General features: G+C 60.6%; 17 protein-coding genes. 7 read left to right on the top strand and 10 right to left on the bottom strand.

Annotated elements, in window-relative coordinates; all coding sequences use genetic code 11:
- Window positions 1-108 precede the first annotated feature (108 nt).
- Window positions 109-534: an OsmC family protein gene (locus ACQ4LH_RS15930; protein ID WP_430698044.1), complete on the top strand. Its 426-nt coding sequence runs from the start codon at window positions 109-111 to the stop codon at window positions 532-534.
- 69 nt (window positions 535-603) lie between these two features.
- On the opposite strand, the gene coq7 is transcribed toward ACQ4LH_RS15930, so the two are convergent.
- The 3 genes from coq7 to ACQ4LH_RS15915 all read right to left on the bottom strand — a co-directional run bounded on the left by coq7 (window position 604) and on the right by ACQ4LH_RS15915 (window position 2,523).
- Window positions 604-1,251 (bottom strand): 2-polyprenyl-3-methyl-6-methoxy-1,4-benzoquinone monooxygenase, encoded by a 648-nt coding sequence (coq7, locus tag ACQ4LH_RS15925; RefSeq protein WP_430698043.1) that lies wholly within the window; start codon window positions 1,249-1,251, stop codon window positions 604-606.
- Between the two features lie 115 nt (window positions 1,252-1,366).
- A complete protein-coding gene (locus ACQ4LH_RS15920; protein WP_430698042.1) occupies window positions 1,367-2,200 on the bottom strand; it encodes a formylglycine-generating enzyme family protein in 834 nt (277 codons plus the stop codon).
- The gene (locus ACQ4LH_RS15915; protein ID WP_430698041.1) at window positions 2,185-2,523 is read right to left on the bottom strand and encodes a histidine triad nucleotide-binding protein; all 339 of its coding nucleotides are present in this window, start codon (window positions 2,521-2,523) and stop codon (window positions 2,185-2,187) included. The genes ACQ4LH_RS15920 and ACQ4LH_RS15915 overlap by 16 nt, the downstream gene beginning before the upstream one ends.
- A 57-nt stretch (window positions 2,524-2,580) precedes the next feature.
- On the opposite strand from ACQ4LH_RS15915, the gene ACQ4LH_RS15910 reads away from it, so the two are divergent.
- Window positions 2,581-4,062: an AAA family ATPase gene (locus ACQ4LH_RS15910; protein WP_430698040.1), complete on the top strand. Its 1,482-nt coding sequence runs from the start codon at window positions 2,581-2,583 to the stop codon at window positions 4,060-4,062.
- Here the strand turns inward: ACQ4LH_RS15910 and ACQ4LH_RS15905 are convergent, their stop codons facing one another.
- From ACQ4LH_RS15905 to hemJ, 5 genes are all read right to left on the bottom strand, one after another.
- Window positions 4,063-4,857 (bottom strand): SDR family NAD(P)-dependent oxidoreductase, encoded by a 795-nt coding sequence (locus tag ACQ4LH_RS15905; RefSeq protein ID WP_430698039.1) that lies wholly within the window; start codon window positions 4,855-4,857, stop codon window positions 4,063-4,065.
- Between the two features lie 197 nt (window positions 4,858-5,054).
- Window positions 5,055-6,017 (bottom strand): DUF805 domain-containing protein, encoded by a 963-nt coding sequence (locus ACQ4LH_RS15900; RefSeq protein WP_430698038.1) that lies wholly within the window; start codon window positions 6,015-6,017, stop codon window positions 5,055-5,057.
- Window positions 6,018-6,124: 107 nt separating this feature from the next.
- On the bottom strand, window positions 6,125-7,387 hold the full coding sequence (locus ACQ4LH_RS15895; RefSeq protein WP_430698037.1) for an alanine racemase: 1,263 nt from the start codon (window positions 7,385-7,387) through the stop codon (window positions 6,125-6,127).
- Window positions 7,384-8,346, bottom strand: a complete 963-nt coding sequence (locus tag ACQ4LH_RS15890; RefSeq protein ID WP_430698036.1) for an NAD(P)H-dependent flavin oxidoreductase — start codon at window positions 8,344-8,346, stop codon at window positions 7,384-7,386. Before ACQ4LH_RS15890 ends, ACQ4LH_RS15895 begins: the two co-directional genes overlap by 4 nt.
- 21 nt (window positions 8,347-8,367) lie before the next feature.
- Window positions 8,368-8,796 (bottom strand): protoporphyrinogen oxidase HemJ, encoded by a 429-nt coding sequence (gene hemJ, locus ACQ4LH_RS15885; protein WP_430698035.1) that lies wholly within the window; start codon window positions 8,794-8,796, stop codon window positions 8,368-8,370.
- 146 nt (window positions 8,797-8,942) lie between these two features.
- Between hemJ and argC the strand changes: the two genes are divergently transcribed.
- From argC to erpA, 4 genes are all read left to right on the top strand, one after another.
- Window positions 8,943-9,977: an N-acetyl-gamma-glutamyl-phosphate reductase gene (gene argC / locus ACQ4LH_RS15880; protein WP_430698034.1), complete on the top strand. Its 1,035-nt coding sequence runs from the start codon at window positions 8,943-8,945 to the stop codon at window positions 9,975-9,977.
- A gap of 53 nt (window positions 9,978-10,030) precedes the next feature.
- Window positions 10,031-10,708 carry a DUF6776 family protein gene (locus ACQ4LH_RS15875; RefSeq protein ID WP_430698033.1) on the top strand — a complete coding sequence of 226 codons (678 nt, stop codon included), beginning with the start codon at window positions 10,031-10,033 and terminating at the stop codon, window positions 10,706-10,708.
- Between the two features lie 9 nt (window positions 10,709-10,717).
- Window positions 10,718-11,128 carry a bactofilin family protein gene (locus ACQ4LH_RS15870; RefSeq protein WP_430698032.1) on the top strand — a complete coding sequence of 137 codons (411 nt, stop codon included), beginning with the start codon at window positions 10,718-10,720 and terminating at the stop codon, window positions 11,126-11,128.
- A gap of 76 nt (window positions 11,129-11,204) precedes the next feature.
- Window positions 11,205-11,555, top strand: a complete 351-nt coding sequence (gene erpA / locus ACQ4LH_RS15865) for an iron-sulfur cluster insertion protein ErpA (protein WP_430698031.1) — start codon at window positions 11,205-11,207, stop codon at window positions 11,553-11,555.
- 78 nt (window positions 11,556-11,633) lie between these two features.
- Here erpA and ACQ4LH_RS15860 read toward each other — a convergent pair whose 3' ends face one another.
- On the bottom strand, window positions 11,634-12,725 hold the full coding sequence (locus ACQ4LH_RS15860; protein ID WP_430698030.1) for an anhydro-N-acetylmuramic acid kinase: 1,092 nt from the start codon (window positions 12,723-12,725) through the stop codon (window positions 11,634-11,636).
- A gap of 3 nt (window positions 12,726-12,728) precedes the next feature.
- A complete protein-coding gene (locus ACQ4LH_RS15855; protein WP_430698029.1) occupies window positions 12,729-14,147 on the bottom strand; it encodes a peptidoglycan DD-metalloendopeptidase family protein in 1,419 nt (472 codons plus the stop codon).
- Between the two features lie 213 nt (window positions 14,148-14,360).
- Between ACQ4LH_RS15855 and tyrS the strand changes: the two genes are divergently transcribed.
- Complete coding sequence (tyrS, locus tag ACQ4LH_RS15850) at window positions 14,361-15,560, top strand: tyrosine--tRNA ligase (RefSeq protein ID WP_430698028.1); 1,200 nt, start codon at window positions 14,361-14,363, stop codon at window positions 15,558-15,560.
- The last annotated feature ends 42 nt before the right edge of the window (window positions 15,561-15,602 follow it).

Raw genomic sequence — 15,602 nt, 5'->3', positions numbered from 1 at the left:
GCGACCTGGCTAACATTCAGCACGGAACTTTTTACTCATCGGGCAGCGGGTCGGCAAGTAAAAGTGCTGTGCTAAGCTGCCTTCCTTTTTAACAGCGGAGCCCGAGTAATGAAAGCGCGTATTCAGTGGGCTGGCGAAGCCCTGTTTATCGGTGAGTCGGGCAGCGGCCATGCGGTGGTAATGGACGGCCCGCCGGAGAGCGGTGGACGCAACCTGGGCGTGCGCCCGATGGAGATGGTGCTGATCGGTTTGGGCGGTTGCAGCAACTTCGATGTGGTCAGCATTCTGAAAAAATCCCGCCAGGCGGTAGAGAGCTGTGAAGTCTTTCTGGAAGCTGAGCGCGCCACCGAAGAGCCCAAGGTATTTACCAAGATTCACCTGCATTTCGTGGTCAAGGGCCGTGGTTTGAAGGAGGCTCAGGTCAAGCGTGCAGTTGAGCTGTCAGCCGAGAAATACTGCTCGGCCTCGATCATGCTGGGCCGCGGCGGCGTTGAAATCACTCACGACTACGAGATTATCGAACTGGGCGAGTAAGCGGTTGCAGATACCTAGTGACATGAAAAAGGGCATCTCGGTACCCTTTTCTGTGCCTGCGATTCAGTTCTATACGCGGTAGGTAGTGCTGGTCATCACCTTGGCCAGCAAGCTCATGCCGAACTTCACCGGTGCCGGGAAGCGCAGGCCGCCGGCATCCAGGGCGTTGCAGGCATGCTGTTCTTCATCGACGCGCATCTGTTCGAGAATCGCGCGGGATTTCTGGTCTTCCAGCGGGATCTGCTGCAGGTGATCGTCGAGATGCTTGACCACCTGATCTTCGGTAGCAGCGACAAAGCCCAGGCTGACCTTGTCGCTGATCAGACCAGCCGCCGCGCCTACGCCAAAGGACAGGCCATAGAACAGCGGGTTAAGAATGCTTGGCTGGCTGCCAAGTTGGCGGATGCGCTGTTCGCACCAGGCCAGATGGTCGATTTCTTCATCGGCGGCGTGTTCCATGGCTTTGCGCACTTGCGGCAGCTTGGCGGTCAGAGCCTGGCCCTGGTACAGCGCCTGCGCACAGACCTCGCCAGTGTGGTTGATCCGCATCAGGCCAGCGACGTGCTGGGCCTGGTGCTCGTCCAGCTCGGCTTCCGGTTGCACAATGGCCGGTGATGGCCGGCTTGGCTGGCCGCTAAAGGGCAGCAAGGTACGCAGTGCGGCATCGGCTTGCAGCAGCAGGCGATCAACAGGTGAGAAGTGACGTTCGCTGGCCATAGGGACCTCCGGCGATGATTACGGCGCTCAGTTTACTCCACGCGCGGGAGAAGGTCTGTTGACGTTTCGTCGCAGCCTCGCCGATTCGTCAACCACCGATGAAGCATGGCCAGCGTCAGGGCAGTTCGCGTAGCACACGAAAACCCAGGGCGTAGTCCTTGTGCTGCGGCTGCTTCATATCACGCTGGCTGCTGCGCAGGTAGCTCGGGCCGCTGTTCCAGGCGCCACCGCGCACTACCCGCGGGCTTTTGTCGAGCAGGCTGGCCGCCTGTTGCTCGCTACCGTCGAAGGGGCTGGCAAAGCGTGAGGCGGTCCATTCCCAGACGTTGCCGGCGGTGTCATACAGGCCAAAGGCGTTGGCGGGGAACTGGCCGACACGTTCAGTCTTGCTCTGGATCAGCCGCGAGGTGGCGCAGCCACGGCAATGCGCGCGCGGTCGGTTTTCCGGGCTGTCGAGCTGCTCGCCCCACCAGTAGTAGCTGGTGCTGCCTGCGCGGGCGGCGTATTCCCATTCGGCTTCGGTAGGCAGTCGATAACGCTGACCAGTGACCTTCGACAGCCATTGGCTGTAGGCCTGAGCCTGGTGCCAGGACACATGGATCACCGGCCGCTGCGCCGACAGTCCCCAGCCCTCGTTGTCCGGCATGGCCGTGGCGGTGGCGTAGGCATACTGCTGCCAGTCAGCGAAGCTGACTTCGTAGCGGCCGATGGCGAAGGGTTGGCCGATTTCAATCGGCGTCAGCGGGCGTTCGTTATGGTTGCCGCGGCCACTGTGATCACCGAGCAGGTAGCGCCCGGCAGGCAGCACAACCAACTGCGGCCCTTGCTCGCCCTTGGGCAAGACGTCGCTGAATACGCTGCCAATCGTATGCGCCTGCGCTGGATTGCCAATCAGCAGGGCGAGCATGGTCAGTGCGCCGAGTAACGAACGACTCAACCCGGTGGCCATGCCATCTGCCGCTGACCCAGCACGTGCATATGGATGTGGTGTACCGTCTGGCCGCCCAGGTCATTGCAGTTCATCACCACGCGAAAGCCTTCCTCGCAGCCTTGCTCCTTGGCCAGGCGTTGGGCAGTGAAGAGGATATGCCCGGCCAGCGGCTTGTCTGTCTCACTCAGGTCATTGAGGGTGCTGATGTGTTTTTTCGGGATAACCAGAAAGTGCACGGGTGCCTGCGGGCCGATATCGTGAAAGGCAATCACCTGGTCATCTTCATAAAGCTTGCGCGCCGGTATTTCACCAGCGACGATCTTGCAAAATAGACAGTCCATGGACAGTCTCCCGGCCGGTATTTAAAGAGGCCCGAGTTTAGTGGACAAGGAGCGTGGGTGAAAAACGATATTCATGATCTGGGCTTGGTACTGGACTCCAAGACCAAGCTGGTGCTGATCGAATCCTGGGATGAACCGCGGGTTCTGGAAACTCTGACCAGCCTCGCCGTGCGCCGCAGCCTTGGTTTGCAGCTGTGGTCCGTGACCGAGGGTTTGCAGCGCGTGGGGTTTTCCATTCAGGAACCGGTCGACAGCACAACGCTGGAGCCGGAAACCGCGCTGCGCCTGATCAAGGCTGACACGCAGCCAACACTGTATGTGATGTGCGACCTGCATCCGTTTCTTGAGGGCAACCCCAAGCTGGTGCGCCTGCTCAAGGAAATCGCCATGAGCGAGCTACCCAGCAAGCCGACTCTGGTGCTGGTGTCCCACGCCTGCAAGTTGCCGCCCGAGGTGCAGCGCTATGCCTCGCGCTTCAGCCTGTCGCTGCCTTCCGAGGAAGAGCTGCTGGCCATTGTGCGCGACGAGGCTACGGGCTGGAGTGCACGTAACCGCAATGCCCGGGTGCGCACCGATAACCGCACCTTGCAGCAGGTGGTGAAGAATCTGCGTGGCCTCAGCCATGCCGAGGCGCGCGCGCTGGCGCGCAATGTGATCTGTGATGACGGCGCGATTACCCAGGAAGACCTGCCGGAGCTGAACAAGACCAAATTCAAACTACTCGATCTCGATGGCGTACTGAGTTTCGAGTACGACACCGCACGTTTCGCTGAGGTCGGTGGGCTGAGCAACCTCAAGCGCTGGCTGGGGGATCGGCAGAGCATCTTTCTTGAAGGCAAAGGCGTCGATCTGCCCAAGGGCGTGCTGTTGGTTGGCGTACAGGGCGGCGGCAAGAGTCTGGCCGCCAAGGCTATTGCCGGCTTGTGGGGCTTGCCCTTGCTACGGTTGGACTTTGCCTGCCTGTACAACAAGTTCTTCGGCGAGACCGAGCGCAACCTGCGTGAAGCCCTCAAGCTGGCCGAGCAGATGGCGCCTTGTGTGCTGTGGATGGATGAGATCGAAAAGGGCCTGGCCAGTGGTGATCACGATGGTGGCGTCAGTCAGCGGGTACTCGGCACCCTGTTGACCTGGATGGCCGAGCGCAAGGCGCCAGTCTTTATGGTGGCCACCGCCAACGTGATTTCACGGCTACCGCCAGAGCTGGTGCGCAAGGGGCGTTTCGATGAGTTGTTCTTTGTCGACCTACCGGATGCGGCGGTGCGTGCCGAGATCTTCCGGATTCACCTGGCGCGGCGCGAGCTGGAGGTGACAGGCTTCGACCTGGCGCAGCTGGCGGCGGCTTGTGACGGGTTCTCCGGTGCTGAGATCGAGCAGGCGGTGGTCAGTGCCCTGTATGCCGCGCAAGCCCAACAGCAATCGGTCAACCAGGCATTGCTGCTGCAGAGCATTCAGGGCACCGCACCGCTGTCGGTGGTGATGGCTGAAGATCTTGCTGCGCTGCGCGCCTGGGCGGATGGGCGCACGGTCAACGCCGGCTAGCTACGCGGCCGGCTTGCCGAACTGGCGATTTAGCCGTGCGCTGATTCGCCGTACCAGCCAGCGCGGTCCCAGCCGAGGGCTGAGGGCGAGCAAGCGGTTGCGCCAGCCTGGGATGATGATCGCGCGGTTTTTCTCCAGCGCCTTGACGGTGATAAGCGCCACTTCTTCGGCGCTCATCATCAGCTTGCTGCCCTGTAGCGCTTCACTGTTCACGCGTGCAGTGCGGAAAAACGCGCTGCGGGTTGGCCCAGGGCAGAGTACGGATACTTTAACGCCGTACTCTTTCAGCTCTTCGCGCAGGCCTTCGGAGAAGTGCAGTACGTAGGCCTTGCTCGCGTAGTAGTTGCTCATGCCGGGCCCCGGCTGAAAGCCGGCAACCGAAGCGACGTTGAGAATCTGTCCGCTGCCCTGGCCGGCCATGATGGTGCCGATGGCGTGGCAGAGGCGAGCGAGGGCCAGGATATTCAGCTCGATCAGCTGTTGCTCGCGAGCCCAGTCCTGGGCCACGTAGGCGCCAGAGGTGCCGATACCGGCGTTGTTCACTAGTAAATCGATAGTGCGCTCGCCTTGCTCCAGCTCATGCAGCAGGCCGCTGACCTGCAGTGGCTGGCTGAGGTCGCAGACGCGAAACAGCACCTCCACGGAAAAGCGTTGAGTCAGTTCGCAGGCAATGCTTTCTAGCGCATCGCGTTGGCGCGCCACCAGAATCAGATTGCGGCCACGCCGAGCCAGGGCTTCCGCCAGGGCCAGGCCAATACCGCTGGAGGCTCCGGTAATAAGCGCGTAACGGGTCATAGGGTTCTCCGTGATGGGGCCTTTCGACCCCATGTACCGCGCAAGGTTGCGTAGTTTAGAGCCTGTACAAAGGCTCGCGAGCTAGAGTCCTGCAAGGCGAAAACAGGCGAGGAAGCGGAGTGTACTTTTGTACATGAGCATTCCGAGCCTGTTTTTAACACAGCAGGGCCGACGCGCAGCAGGCTTTGAACAGGTTCTTACAGGCCGGCGTCGGCATAACCCATATAGGCAGGCAGGGCGATGGCCGCAACGATCGCGATGACAATAATCGCCACCCAGAGCAGAGCGAGGATTTTCACTGCGCGACTATTCGGTGGTGGCGGCGGACCAAAGCGGTTGGCGGCGGTGCTGCCGGGGATAATAAACATCAGCAGGGAGAACACCCCGCCAACAATCGGCACCAGGGTGACCAGCAGCAGCCAGCCCGACCAGCCGATGTCATGCAGACGCTGTACGCCGAACATGATGCCGACCACCGCCACGGCGATACCCACCACGACCATCAGCAGGCCGCCAAGAATCTCCGATGCGGCGAAGAAACCGCCGGCGATGCCGAACAGCGGCAAGCAGGCCAGCATTAGCACCATCGACCAGGCCAGATAGCGCAAACGACCGATTCGCCCGTCGGTGGTAAAGGCCTTCAGCTCGCCGAATTCCGGCAGGGCCTCTGCCACTGCTGCTTTCGGTGTGGCGTAGGGCGTGGCAGCTGCGCTGACCACTTCTGGTGGGCTTTCCGCGAGCATGGCCTGGCGGGCGATAAATTTCTCGATAACGATGCCGCAGGCCGAGCACTCGATGGCTTTGCTTTGCTGGTGGCCGCACTTGGGGCAGGTCATTCCACTTGTGCTTTCGGCTTTCTGTGTCGTGCTCTGAGGTGGTGGCGATGTGGGGTGGTCGTCAGTTGTCACCAGGCTCAGGCTGGCGGCTAGATCCTGTTCCTTGCGCACTTTGGCGCCGGCGCTCTGCAAGGCCTTGAGGTACTGGTCGGCCTCGTTTTCGCTGAGGTCGCGCTTGATATCGACATTGCCGCCGCTAAACAGTGAGTTGATCCGGGTCAGGTCGCTCTTGAACAGGCGCGCGAGGTTTTCTTTGGCTGTTTCCAGGCTGACGTCGGGCATCAACTCGCCGTTGAACACAATCTTGAAGCGGGCTTGGGTCATGTCGGCGTCCTTGTCGGTGCCAGAATGGAGTTGCGCTACAGACTAGCCGGCCTGCAGGCCAGTAAACAAGCTGCCTGCGTGCAAATGTGCAGGGGCCTAGAGGCGGTTCACGCTCTGCTGGCGGACCAGCTGCCGACCAGGCGGCCGTTGCGCAGAAGAACGAGTTGGTTGAACAGCTCGAACAGGCCCTCCGAACGTTGCGGGCGGAGAAATACCCAGTCGTCGACTTGTAAGCCTGTGCCGGCTGAGCCGATCAAGCGTTCCTGGTTGGCACTGCGGCCATACAGGGCGTCATAACTGAGCCCTGCGGGTGATACCGGTGTTGCTGGCCATTGCCCGCCATACAGGTAGTAAGCCTGTTGGCGATTGGGGTTCCAGCGTTGCAGAAGTTGGTGTGATCCGTCGAGAAACGGCAGTTGCCCAGGCAACGCCTTGAGCACCGGGCTGGCAATCCATAGTGCGGCTTGCTGGACGCTAAGCAGTGGACTGTCGAAATCGCTGGGCTTGAGCAATGCAGAGCCGACCGCGACTTCATTCAGCGGCGTATCGAGCTTGGCATGCAGGGTGTAGGTCAGGCTGCCAGCGCCATTGAGCAGCGGTTGTTGCGGCCACAGCTCGCTGAATGCGGCGGCGCTGGTGATAAACGCCCGATAGCGTGCGGCGCTCTGGGTAAAGGCGCTGGTCTGCTCGGTCCAGAACGGCGTATGGGCGAGGTGCGCGTCATAACCCATTAAGCCGCGTACGCGTAGCCGGTTGGGCGTATTACGCAGCCAGGTGAGTGCGGCGCCAAGTTCTGCGGGAGTGGCAAAGCCGCCGCGGGCCAGGCCGATATCGATTTCAAAGGCAATCTGCAGCGGCTGGTTGAGGGCATTGGCCAGGGCGGCGTATTCCTGCAGACGGGTTTGGCTATCGATCAGCCAGGTCAGCTGCTCGGCGGGGACAAAGCCGCTGCCTTGTGGCAGTTGCTGGTAGAAACTCAGGGCCGCTGCACTGGGCAAGGGTTTGCCGAGCAGCAGGTCGGACTGAGGAAAGCTCAACGCCAGCTGATTGATCTGCGGCTGGTGAAACACCATAAAGCGCTGCGTGCCGAGCTTCTTCGCCAGGTAGTCGAGCAGCCCGGTGGAGGCCAGTGATTTTGCCACCAGACGCAGCGGCAGTTGGCTACCGAGCTGGCTAGCAAGCAACTCGGCGTTCTGGTCGAGGCGCTCCAGGTCTACCACCAGCAGCGGCAGTCCGGCCCCTGCACGCCGCAGCAACTGGTTGAGCGCAGCAAAGTAGGGCTCGTGCGGTTGGCCGAGATCGCTCGGACGCAGCGCCCAGCCACCGAACAGCCCCAGCGCGCCGAGACCGAGCAGATTGCGTCGCTTCATCGCGCCCAGCGTTGTTGCAGCTGCAGGCTCTGCTTGAGGGCGGCGCGGTATTCGCTGTCGAGGCGGGCGATCAACTGCTCGACGCTGGGCAGGTCGCGGATATTGCCGACGCCCTGGCCGGCCGACCACACGGTTTTCCAGGCCTTGGCTTCTTCATCCATTGGCTTGAGCTTCTCGCCGTAGTTGACCTCGCCTTTGTTCTGCAGCTGCTTGAGGTCGTAGCCGGCCAGCTCCAGGCTCTGGCGCATAAAGCTCGCCGGTACGCCGGAGACCGCTGGGGTGTGAATGATGTCGGCGGCTTTGGCGTCGAGAATCATCTGCTTGTAAGCGGCGGAAGCGGCGTTTTCCTGGGTGGCGATCAGACGGGTGCCGAGATACGCAAGGTCGGCGCCAAGCAGTTGCGCGGCCAATACTTCGTGGCCCTGGTTAAGGCAGCCGGCCAGCAGCAGGGTCTTGTCGAAGAACTGGCGGATTTCGGCGATCAGTGCGAACGGGCTCCAGGTGCCGGCATGTCCGCCTGCGCCGGCGGCCACCGCGATCAGGCCGTCGACGCCAGCTTCGGTGGCTTTCTCGGCATGCCGGCGGGTGGTCACGTCGTGGAATACCAGGCCACCGTAGCTGTGTACGGCGTCTACCACTTCCTTCACCGCGCCGAGGCTGGTGATGACGATAGGCACGCGCTGCTCGACGCAGATGGCCAGATCCGCCTGTAGACGCGGGTTGCTGCCGTGCACGATCAGGTTGACCGCATAAGGCGCGGCGGTGCTGTCCAGGCCGGCTTCGATCTCTTCCAGCCATCCCTTGAAGCCGCTGCTGTCACGCTGGTTCAGCGCCGGGAAGCTACCGACGATGCCGCTGTTGCAGCAGGCCAGAACCAGTTGCGGGTTGGACACTAGAAACATCGGCGCGGCGACGACGGGCAGGCGCAGGCGTTGTTCGAGCAGGGCTGGAAGCGACATGCGGTAATCCTCTTGGAGTATTTAGAACGGGCGAACCACGACCAGAATGACAATGCCGAGCAAGGCCAGCACGGGTGCTTCATTAAACCAGCGGTAGAACACATGGCCGCGTTGATTCTCGCCGCGGGTAAAGGCCTTGAGCTGGGCGCCGCACATAAACTGGTAGACCACCAACAGCGCCACCAGGCTCAGCTTGGCGTGCATCCAGCCCTGGCTGAAGTAGTAGCTGGGGTTAAGGCTGAGCAGCCACAGGCCCAGGCCGACGGTAAGAATCAGCGACGGCCACATGATGCCGCGATAGAGCTTGCGCTCCATGATGCAGAAGCGTTCGCGGCTGACTTCGTCGGTGCTCATGGCGTGATAGACGAACAGGCGCGGCAAGTAGAACAGGCCGGCGAACCAGCAGACCATGGCGATGATGTGCAGAGCCTTGAGCCACAGATAGAGCATTGTGCGCACTCGTTGCAGGAAAGTGCCCCGATAGTAGTGGGCATGACCGCCTCCGTCATCACTGGCGGCGCTCAAGTGTTGGCCCCTGGCCGAAGCGGCCGTATCATCGGCAGCTTTCCACTGCTGGTATTACAAAGGGGCAAGTGATGATCAAGGTCGGAATCGTCGGCGGCACGGGGTATACCGGTGTCGAGCTGTTGCGTTTGTTGGCGCAACACCCGCAAGCGCAGGTCGAGGTGATTACCTCGCGCTCCGAGGCCGGCATGCGTGTCGACGAGATGTACCCGAACCTGCGCGGTCATTACGACAGCCTGGCGTTCAGCGTGCCGGATGTTGCCACCCTGGGCGCTTGCGATGTGGTGTTCTTCGCCACGCCGCACGGTGTTGCCCATGCCCTGGCCGGCGAGCTGCTGGCGGCCGGGACCAAGGTGATCGACCTGTCAGCCGACTTCCGCTTGCAGGATGCCGATGAGTGGGCCAAGTGGTACGGCCAGCCGCACGGCGCGCCGGACCTGCTGCCGGAGGCGGTTTATGGCTTGCCGGAAGTCAACCGTGAAGCCATCAAGCAGGCGCGACTGATCGCCGTACCGGGTTGCTATCCCACCGCCGCACAGCTGGCGCTGATTCCGCTGTTGGAGGCCGGCCTGGCTGATACCACGCAGGTGATCGCCGACTGCAAGTCCGGGGTCAGCGGTGCCGGCCGCGGTGCCAGCGTGGGTTCGCTGTTCAGCGAAGCCGGCGAGAGCATGAAAGCCTACGGGGTCAAAGGCCATCGGCATCTGCCGGAAATCCGTCAGGGCCTGCGCCGGGCTGCGGGCAAGGATGTCGGCCTGACCTTTGTGCCGCACCTGACGCCGATGATCCGCGGTATCCACGCCACGCTTTACGCCACTGTGGTCGACCGCTCGGTTGATCTGCAGGCGTTGTTCGAGAAGCGTTACGCCAACGAGCCTTTCGTCGATGTGATGCCCGCTGGCAGTCATCCGGAAACCCGCAGTGTGCGCGGCGCCAATGTGTGCCGGATCGCTGTACACCGGCCGCAGGATGGTGATCTGGTGGTGGTGTTGTCGGTCATCGATAACCTGGTCAAAGGCGCGTCGGGTCAGGCGGTACAGAACATGAACATCCTCTTCGGCCTCGATGAGCGTCTGGGCTTGTCCCACGCGGCCATGCTGCCTTGACGGCGGGCTGGGAGGTTCGCCCAAGCGATCCGGGACGTGCTCGGCGGCGGCGCATGCTCGGCTTGCTGCTGGTGCTGTGTATTCCGCTGGCGTTTTATGCCGGCGGCTGGTGGCAGCAGTACAGCCAGCCTGCAGTGATTGCGGGGCAACCGGCCGAGCCGGTGCGCGATGAGCAGTTGCTGCGCGAAGTCGATGAGTTGCGTCAGCGCGTGGCGGTGCTCAGCAGCGCGGAAAAGGTCAGCCAGCAGGCCAACGAGCAGAGCCGTCTGACTATCAAGCTGCTGGAAGAGCAGATCTACAAACAGCAACAGGATCTGGCCTTCTATAAAGGCGTACTGGCGCCCGCCAGTCGTCGTGAGGGTTTGCGCATCAAAACCTTTGAGCTACAGGCCACGGACAGGCCTGAGCATTTCCGCTACAAGATACTCCTCAGCCGTGTGGGTAAAGGCGAGACGCCGCTGGAAGGCCAGTTGCAGGTATCGATCGTCGGCAAGCAGGGCGGGCAGGATGTCACGCTCGAGCTGGCGGCGCTGGGCGCAGACTTGCCCGATGCCCTGCCTGAGCAGCCGATAGCCTTCGCCTTCAAGCACTTTCAGGCCATTCCCGAGGCTGGGCGATTTGCCGAGCTAAAGTTGCCTGAAGGGTTTATCCCGCGCGAGATCAAGGTGCGTGCCGAGGTGCAGGGCGAGAAGCCTCTGCTGCGCACATTCAAATGGAACAAAGAGGAGTAACTGTTCCTTATGTGGAATAAAGATAAGGCGCGCACTGACGTGCAGCGTTTCGCGGGCAAGACCAGCCTGATTGCGGTGGGTGCCGAATTGCATGGCGATTTGCGCTTTCAAGGCGCGGTACAGGTCGATGGCAAGGTCATCGGTAATCTGGTGGCGAGCGAAGGCATGGTGCGCGTCAGTGTGCAGGGGCGGGTTGAAGGTGAGATCCGCGCCCCCCATATAGTGATTGATGGTGAAGTGGTCGGCGACGTGCACGCCAGTGGCCATCTTGAGCTGGGCGCGCGCGCGCGAGTGCGTGGCAATCTGTATTACGCCCTGATGGAAATGGCCATGGGCGCGCAGATCGAAGGCCGTCTCTGCCGTTTGCAGGACGAGGCGCGGCCGTTGGAATTGCCCGAAACGCTGGATGTCGCACAATAGTTGACCGCTTTTCTAGGGTAAGCGGATAATGCCGATCAGAATGCAGTATGGCGCGTAGCGTCGGGAGTTAATCAGCATGAGCGTCGAAACCTTCACCCCCAGTGCTATGCAATTTACGCAGGGCGCGGCGAACAAGGTGAAGAGCCTGGTCGATGAGGAAGGCAACCCGCGTCTGAAATTGCGCGTGTTTGTAACGGGAGGCGGTTGTTCCGGCTTCCAGTATGGCTTCACCTTCGATGAAGAAGTGGCAGAGGACGACACCATCGTCGAGCGCGAAGGCGTAAGCCTGGTGGTCGATCCGATGAGCTTCCAGTACCTGGCAGGTGCCGAGGTCGATTATCAGGAAGGTCTAGAGGGGTCGCGGTTTGTCATCAACAACCCGAACGCCACGACCACCTGCGGTTGCGGTTCTTCGTTCTCGATCTGAGTTGCAGGCTGTTCATGCTAACGCCGTGCCTTGTGCGCGGCGTTGTCGTTTCTGGGTGCAGCAGATTTGAAACGGTGATTAGGCGGGGTATATCGCGCCGAGTACCCGCAGGCCACGTGCGCCGGTAACGCTCGGCCGGTTGGCGGGTATGCCTTCCAGGCAGCAGTGCGCTAGCCAGGCAAAGGCCATGGCTTCGACCCAATCGGCGGGCACGCCATGGGCATCGGTATTGTTCACCTGGCTATTGGGCAGTAGCTGCGCCAGGCGGCGCATCAGCGCGTGGTTATGCGCGCCGCCACCGCACACCAGCAGCATCTCGGTGTTCTGCTGAGCAGCCTTGAGCGCCTCGGTAATGCTGATGGCGGTCATCTCCAGCAGGGTAGCCTGCACGTCAGCCTCAGCAAACGCCGGTAGGTTCTGCAGATGCTGATCCAGCCAGTCCAGGTTGAACAACTCACGGCCAGTACTTTTCGGGCCCTGAGTCTGGAAGTAGGGATCACTCAGCAAGGCTTGCAGAAGTTGCGTCTGTACCTGGCCACTGGCAGCCCACAGGCCGTCCTGGTCGTATGTCAGGCCCTGATGGCGCTGTATCCAGGCATCCAGCAGCACATTGCCCGGGCCGCAATCGAAACCGTGCACCGGACGCTCAGGCTCCAGCAAGCTGAGATTGCTGAAACCGCCGATGTTGAGGATTGCGCGGATGCTGCCTTCGCTGGCGAACAATGCCTGGTGAAATGCCGGAACCAGCGGTGCACCCTGACCACCGGCGGCAACATCGCGGCGGCGGAAGTCGCTGACGACACTGATGCCGGTCAGTTCAGCGAGCAGGGCGGAGTTGCCGATCTGGATACTGAACCCACGGGCAGGCTCATGGCGCACGGTTTGACCATGGCTGCCGATGGCGCGAACGCTGTGTGCGGGTGTGTCGTGTTGTATTAGCAGCTCACTGATGCCTTGCGCGGCGAGCGCGACCCACTGTTGTTCGGCGATTGCCGCACGGGCCAGTTCATCCGGGCCGGATGCGCACAAGCTGAGCAGGGCGCTGCGCAGCTCGTCTGGCATGGGTAGGTAGCGGGTGCCGAGCAGGCGGGTGCTGTGTTCCTGCTCAATCAGCGCAATGTCCAGGCCATCCAGGCTGGTACCGGACATCACGCCGAGGTAGAGGGGCATGGTTTAGCGCTGATTGTTGAGGGCGAGCATGGTGGACTTTTCTTTGTCCATCTGTGCCATCAACGGTTTGCTCAACTGCATAAAGCGGGCTTTCTCGCTGCTGGCGATAGGGTCAGCCATGGGCAGCTTCTGGCTCAGTGGGTCAACGTGCACGCCGTTAACCTGGAATTCATAGTGCAGGTGCGGCCCGGTGGACAGGCCGGTGGTGCCGATATAACCGATGATCTGGCCTTGCTTGACGTTGCCGCCGCTGCGGATGCCCTTGGCAAAGCCATTCATGTGGGCATACAGGGTGCGGTAGCGTTGGCCGTGCTGAATGATTACCGCATTGCCATAGCCACCGTGGCGACCGGCCAGGGTAATGCGGCCATCGCCGGCAGCCTTGATCGGCGTGCCGCGTGGGGCGGCGTAATCCACACCTTTGTGCGCACGAATCTTGTTCAGCACCGGATGGCGACGCCCAGTGGAGAAGCGCGAACTGATACGGGCGAAATCGACAGGGGTGCGGATAAAAGCTTTGCGCATGCTTTCGCCAGTGGCGCTGTAGTAGCTGCTATTACCTTGCTTGTTGGTGTAACGCACGGCGGTGTAGGTCTTGCCGCGGTTGGTGAAGCGCGCCGAGAGGATATTGCCGGTACCGACCTGTTTGCCGTTGGCCACTTTCTTTTCGTAGATCAGTTCGAACTCGTCGCCTTCACGAATATCCATGGCGAAGTCGATGTCGTAGCCGAATACGTTGGCCAGATCCATGGTCAGGCTGTGCGACAAACCTGCGCGTTTGGCCGAGAGAAACAGCGAGCTGTTGATCACTCCGTGGCTGTAGGTGGTCTGGACTTCAGGCTTGACCAGTTCGCGCTTGAAGCTGAAGCCCTTCTCGTTCTTCGTCAGGGCAATGCTTTCCAGGTCGCTGAGCTTGCTGTGCAGGCTTTCCAGCTGGCCGTCTGTATTCAGGTTGAACTCAAGCGCTTGGCCTACTTTCAGGCGTGTCAGCTGCTTGGCTTCCTTACTGCTATTAAGCACGTCATGCAGAGTGGTTGCGCTCAGTCCGACCTTGGCAAATACCGTGGACAGCGTGTCGCCGTTTTCCACGCGTAACGTGCGCTTCAGTGGGTCGATTTCTTTTTGCGGCGCTTCAGCCTGTGCTGCCTTCAGCTCATCGCCAGCTGGCTGCTCTGTAGCTGCTGTATTGGCGAAAGGTGATTGGCTTTTGTTCAGCGACTGCGAGGCATCTAAGTCCTGCTCATCTTGCAGCTCGGCGTACTCAGAGCCGTTGTCTAGCTCAAGGTTGATGTAGGTCTTTTGGGCTTCAACTTCGCGGGTGGGGAATACTAGTAGGGTTAGGCTCAGTAGGGCGGCGACGCCACTGGCCGCCAGAATATGGCTTTTCGGGTACAGGGGCGGCGCTTTAGTTGGAGAGGTCATAGGCTGCTTTTTGACTTTAAAAATGAAAAGAAATAGATAAACGAAATGATGAATATGCAGTAACTGTATAAAATATAACCAAATCGCTAGCTAGGCAACCCCGGTTGTCGCAAGGCGGTCTTAGCCTAGGTGGGGTGGCCGGCAGAACTTGTGATTTGTCTGCGATCTTGTATGGTTGGTTCCCTTTTGTTTTGAGTGGTCGTGAGTCCTGTCATGAAGTCGGTTGAAGAGCAGTTGGCGCTGATCAAGCGTGGCGCAGAAGAGGTTCTGGTTGAGGCCGAGCTGGTTGAGAAGCTCAAGCGTGGTCAGGCACTGCGTATCAAGGCAGGTTTTGATCCGACTGCGCCGGATCTGCACCTCGGGCACACCGTGCTTATTAATAAGCTGCGTCAGTTCCAGGAGTTGGGGCATCAGGTGATTTTCCTGATCGGCGACTTCACTGGAATGATTGGTGACCCCAGCGGTAAGAGCGCCACGCGCCCACCGCTGACCCGCGAGCAGGTACTGGAGAACGCGGAGACCTATAAAACCCAGGTGTTCAAGATTCTCGATCCGGCGAAAACCGAGGTCGCCTTCAACTCCACTTGGATGGACAAGATGGGGCCAGCTGATTTCATTCGGTTGACCTCGCAGTACACCGTGGCCCGGATGTTGGAGCGCGATGACTTCAGTAAGCGGTATTCGACCAATCAGCCTATCGCCATTCACGAGTTTCTCTACCCTCTTGTTCAGGGTTATGACTCGGTAGCCTTGCAGGCGGATGTCGAGCTGGGCGGCACCGATCAGAAGTTCAACCTGCTGATGGGGCGCGAGTTGCAGCGCTCCTATGGTCAATCCTCGCAGTGCATCGTCACCATGCCGTTGCTTGAAGGTCTGGATGGCGTGAAGAAAATGTCGAAGTCGCTGGGCAACTATATTGGTATCCAGGAAGCGCCGGGTGTCATGTACAACAAGCTGGTATCCATGCCAGATGCGCTGATGTGGCGCTACTTCGAGCTGCTCAGCTTCCGTTCGATGGATGAGATCGAGCAGTTCAAGCGGGATGTCGAGCAGGGCGCTAACCCGCGTGACATCAAGATCAAGCTGGCCGAAGAGATTGTTGCCCGCTTCCATGGCGAAGAGGCTGCGCTCAATGCCCATCGCTCGGCGGGCAATCGTATGAAGGAAGGCGAGCTGCCTGAAGATCTGCCAGAGATCGAGGTTCTGTCGGCTGAGGATATGCCGATTGCCGCGCTGCTTAATAAAGCAGGCCTAGTGAAGAACGCCGCGATGGCGCGTGATCTGTTGGGCTCCGGCAGTGTGCGCGTGGATGGTGAGGTGGTGGATCGCGCCTTCATATATAAGGTGGGTGCTGTGCACGTCTGCCAGGCGGGCAAGAAAGCGTTCGCGCGTATCACGCTTAAGGCCGAGTAATCGGTTGCACGCTTGCGTGATGGTTTCGACAAAGCCGTTGAA

The organism is Pseudomonas peli (genome assembly GCF_050563605.1).
Taxonomy (GTDB): Bacteria; Pseudomonadota; Gammaproteobacteria; order Pseudomonadales; family Pseudomonadaceae; genus Aquipseudomonas; species Aquipseudomonas peli_A.
The sequence above is the reverse complement of the archived record's forward strand: the minus strand, read 5'-3'. Positions and strand labels throughout refer to the sequence as shown.